This window comes from Actinosynnema sp. NPDC059797, assembly GCF_042732085.1.
In the GTDB taxonomy this organism is placed as follows: Bacteria; Actinomycetota; Actinomycetes; order Mycobacteriales; family Pseudonocardiaceae; genus Actinosynnema.
The window spans coordinates 1-4378 of the sequence record NZ_JBHWIE010000490.1; the positions used below are offsets into that span (position 1 = coordinate 1).

Sequence of the window (4378 nt, forward strand, 5' to 3'; positions counted from 1 at the left end):
GGCTGTCGCTGCCGCGGCTGTGCGAGGAGATGCACCACGCCCTCGCCGACAGCGAGGTCGTGCGACTGCTCAACGAGGCGTTCACCAGCCCCGAACCGCCCACGGCGGTGATGACGCCGGCCGAGGCCTACCAGCGCTTCATCCGCGGCGAGACCGAACTCGTCGGCCTGCCCGACCTGGCCGACCGCGTGGTGGCCACCCAGGTCACGACCACGCCGCCCGGCATCCCGGTGCTGGTGCCCGGCGAGCGCGTCGGCTCGGCGGACGGCCCGCTGCCCCGCTACCTGCGCGTGCTGGAGGCGTTCGACCAGCGGTTCCCCGGTTTCGCCAGCGAGACCCACGGCGTGCACCACGAAGGCGGCCGGTACTGGATCTCGTGCATCACGGAGTAGCCGGGGGCGTCGTCGGGTGCGGGGACGCGTCCACCCGATAAATCGTTTTCCGGGTGCTTCCCGGTCGGTTTACCGTGAACGCGCACTCCCGGTGCGAAGCCCGCGGTTACTTCGACTGTCACTCGAAAACCACACCGCGGGCGGTTTGATCTCGGGAGCGCGCGGTTCCGCACGTGCCCGGTGCGCAGGCAGGGGTTACTTCCACTGGTAATGGGCGTGTTGCGGGTTCGAGTCCCGCCGCCGGCCGGAAGGTCGGCGTAGCTCAATCGGCAGAGCAGCTGCACCTCGGCCGACCTCGGATCTCGGGCACGTGTGGAACCGTCGCTCCCCTCCGTGCTCTGCCGTGGGGGGTTTCGCCATGTCCAAGTTCAACTTCCGGCTGCGCCGGCGAGGCCCGACCAGCCCCGTCACGACCGCGACCCGACCCTCCGGCCGCACGCACGAGGGCGGCCCGGGGTACGCGCGCGACACCCGATCCGAGCTGTTCCTGCTCGCGGTCTCGAACATGGGCGGCGAGGAGACCTTCTACGAGACCTCCGGCGAGCGCGACACCCGGTACGCGGACCTGGTCCGCGCCGCCGCGCTCACCGACCCCGGGTGGACGGCCCGCTTCCTGAGCTGGCTGCGCGGCGAGGGCAACCTGCGCACCGCGTCCCTCGTCGGCGCGGCCGAGTTCGTCAAGGCGCGCCTGGACGCGGGCGCCTCCGGCGTCGTCGCCAACCGCGCCGTCGTGGACTCCGTGCTCCGGCGCGCCGACGAGCCGGGCGAGCTGCTGGCGTACTGGACCGCCACGCACGGCCGCGCCGTGCCCAAGCCGGTCAAGCGCGGCATCGCCGACGCCGCGCGCCGCCTCTACGACGAGCGCTCGCTGGTCAAGTGGGACTCCGACGCGCGCGGTTTCCGGTTCGGCGACGTCCTCGACCTCGCGCACCCCTCGCCGCGCGCCGCCTGGCAGGGCGAGCTGTTCCGGCACGCGCTCGACGTGCGGCACGGCCGCGCCGGCGACGTCCCGGCCGCGCTGCCGCTGCTGACCGCGCGGGCCGAGCTGATGTCGTGGCCGGCGGAGCGGCGCCGGGAGCTGTTCGCCTCGGCCGGCGCGGCCGACGTGCTGCGGCGCGCGGGCATGACGTGGGAGTCGGTCGCGGGCTGGCTCCAGGGACCGATGACGAAGGAGGTGTGGGAAGCGCTGATCCCGTCCATGGGGTACACCGCCCTGCTCCGCAACCTCAGGAACTTCGACGAGGCGGGCGTCTCCGACGAGGTGGCCGAGCGGGTCGCGGCCCGGCTGGCCGACCCCGGCGAGGTCGCGCGCTCGCGGCAGTTCCCGTTCCGGTTCCTGTCCGCCTTCGAGACCGCGCCCAGCCTGCGGTGGGGTCACGCGCTGGACCTGGCTCTCCGGGCCTCGCTGCGGAACCTGCCACCGCTGCCGGGGCGGTCGCTGGTGCTAGTCGACACCTCGGGCTCCATGCAGAACGCGCTGTCCCAGCGGTCCCGGATGACGGCCGTCAAGGCGGCGGCGGTGTTCGGGGTGGCGCTGGCCGCCAAGGGCGAGCGGGTGGACCTGCACGGGTTCGCCACCGGCGTGTTCCGCCACGAGCACCCGGCGGGCGGCTCGGTGCTCAAGGGCGTGGCCGGGCTGGTGGACAGGGTCGGCGAGGCGGGCCACGGCACCGACGTCGCCGGCGCGCTGCGGGCGACCTACCGGGGCCACGACCGCGTGTTCGTGATCTCCGACATGCAGACCGTGACCGGACCGGGTGGCCGGGAGGTCTCGGCGGCGGTGCCGGGGCACGTGCCGCTGTACGGGTTCAACCTGGTCGGCTACCGCCCGGCGGCCTACGCCACCGGCGGCGGGAACAGGCACGAGTTCGGCGGCCTGTCCGACGCGACCTTCCGGGCCGTGCCGCTGCTCGAGGCGGGCCGCGACGCCGACTGGCCGTTCTGAAGCGCCCCCGGGCGGCTCCCGCGCACGTGGAGCCGCCCGGGGCGTGACGAACCGCTTACCTACTCGTTGGTTAAGCAAGACTGCCGACGGAAGGGGTAGCGGCATGGCGACCGAGCGGTTGCTGCTGGAGGACGGGGCCGAGCTGAACGTGGTGCGCAGCGGTCCGCCCGAGGCCGAGCTGACCGCCGTGCTGGCGCACGGCTACGCGCTGGACCACCGCAGCTGGCACCGCGTGGTGGCGGCGCTGCCCGAGTCGGTGCAGGTCATCGCCTACGACCACCGCGGCCACGGCGCGTCGTCGCCCGCGGACAAGGGGACGGCGACGATCGAGCAGCTCGGCGACGACCTCGGCCAGGTGATCGAGCGGCTGGTGCCGGACGGGCGGGTGGTGGTCGTCGGTCACTCGATGGGCGGCATGGCGGCGATGGCGATGGCCGAGCGGCGGCCCCGCCTGTACCGGCAGCGGGTGGCGGGCGTGGTGTTCGTGTCCACCGCCTCGACCGGCCTGGCCGAGACGTCGCTGGCGTGGCCGAAGGCGTTGGGCAAGCTGGTGCGCGAGCTGGAGCGGGCGTTCGGGCCGCTGGTGCGCACCATCCGGGAGAAGATCGAGCCGGCCAAGACGGCGGGCCTGCGCTGGTGGCTGTTCGGCGACGAGCCGCGGCAGGAGGACGTCGACCTGACCGCGGACATGGTGTGGGCGCACTGGCCGGAGACCATCGCCCTGTTCCGCCCGGCGGTCGACCGGTACGACCGGGAGGCCGCGCTGACCGTGGCGGGGGAGCGGCCGGTGATCGCCATCGTGGGCGACGAGGACCGGCTGGTGCCCGAGTCGAACGCCAAGGAGCTGGCCGCGGTGGTGGGCGGTGAGTCGGTGGTGGTGGAGGACGCGGGGCACATGCTGCCGCTGGAGGCGCCGGCGGAGGTGGCCGCGCAGGTGGTGGCGCTGGGGGCGTAGGTCGTCCGAACCCGGTCCGGGCGCGGGTTCCTCCGGCGCCCGACCGGGTCGGCGCCCGGTGGTGGACCGCTCAGAGGTAGGTGGCGGCCTCGGGATAGCCGTCGAACGGCCCGGCCTCGTCCTCGTCCACCGGCACCGGGCTGGACGCGGACAGGTCGTAGCCCCGTCCTTTGAGCACGCGCAGCGCGGCGTCGGGGTCGGTCTCGCCGGGCCACCAGCCCACCGGTTCCCAGGCGTGGAACCGCCAGGTCGTCCGGCCGCCGCGGCTGCTGCTGCCGCCGTAGCGGCGCAGCAGCACGCCGTCGCCGCGCACCAGCACCTCGCCGGTGACCCAGCTGTGCTCGGTGTCGGCGACGAAGCTCCAGCGCGCGACGACCGCGGTCCCCTCGGGCAGCGCGTCCACCACCCACCCCCTCGTGATCCGTTGACCGCCCAGGTTAGGTGACGGGCCGCCGGCCGCCGGGCCGTGGATCAAGGGCGGCGCAGGTCGTGGATCTCGGGGAGCCGACGGAAGCCCGCCGACTCGTAGGTGGCGACGGCGGCGACGTTGGTGCTCGGGGTGCAGACCACCGCGCTCGACGCGCCCAGTTCCCGCAGCGCGGCCGCCGCGGCGACGGTGATCGCCCTCCCGTGACCGCGACCGCGGTGCTCCGGGCGCACGCCCATCGGCTCCAGCAACCCGGGCCTGCCCGGACCGGCCGACCACACCGTCACCGCCGCCACCGCCTCGCCCCGCTCGTCCCGGGCGACCAGGCACCGGGCCAGGGCGTACGGCGACCCGGCGGCCATCTCCCGCCAGCGCTCCTCGGTGAACGTCGACCCCTCGAACGACGCCCGCTGCACCTCGGCCCGCTCGCGCGCGCCCCCCGGACCGACCACCTCGACCCTGACGCCGGGGTCCTCCACCGGCTCCACGAGGTCGCGGCGCAGCGGCGTCCACGGCTCGCCCGGGCGCCAGCCGCGCTCCGCCAGCAGCTCCCGGACCAGCGCGTCCCCCGGCGTCTCGACGCTCGCCTCCTCTTCCGGCAGCACGCCGCGCCCCGGCCCGGTCAGGTCCTCGACCAGCCGCCGCGCCAGGTCCTCGTC

5 protein-coding genes and 1 tRNA gene are annotated in these 4378 nt (G+C 74.8%); 4 read left to right on the plus strand and 2 right to left on the minus strand.

The window, feature by feature from the left end:
• The 4 genes from ACFV4N_RS40350 to ACFV4N_RS40365 all read left to right on the plus strand — a co-directional run.
• Positions 1 to 392: Orn/Lys/Arg family decarboxylase (locus ACFV4N_RS40350; protein WP_499677967.1), on the plus strand; the 392-nt coding region annotated here is incomplete at its 5' end.
• 175 nt (positions 393 to 567) lie between these two features.
• Positions 568 to 638 (plus strand) — tRNA-OTHER (locus ACFV4N_RS40355).
• 112 nt (positions 639 to 750) lie between these two features.
• The gene (locus ACFV4N_RS40360; protein ID WP_499677968.1) at positions 751 to 2337 is read left to right on the plus strand and encodes a vWA domain-containing protein; all 1587 of its coding nucleotides are present in this window, start codon (positions 751 to 753) and stop codon (positions 2335 to 2337) included.
• 103 nt (positions 2338 to 2440) lie between these two features.
• Positions 2441 to 3292 (plus strand): alpha/beta fold hydrolase, encoded by an 852-nt coding sequence (locus ACFV4N_RS40365; RefSeq protein ID WP_499677969.1) that lies wholly within the window; start codon positions 2441 to 2443, stop codon positions 3290 to 3292.
• Between the two features lie 70 nt (positions 3293 to 3362).
• Here ACFV4N_RS40365 and ACFV4N_RS40370 read toward each other — a convergent pair whose 3' ends face one another.
• Positions 3363 to 3695, minus strand: coding sequence for a hypothetical protein (locus ACFV4N_RS40370; protein ID WP_499677970.1), 333 nt, complete (start codon positions 3693 to 3695; stop codon positions 3363 to 3365).
• 68 nt (positions 3696 to 3763) lie between these two features.
• Positions 3764 to 4378: GNAT family N-acetyltransferase (locus ACFV4N_RS40375; protein WP_499677971.1), on the minus strand; the 615-nt coding region annotated here is incomplete at its 5' end.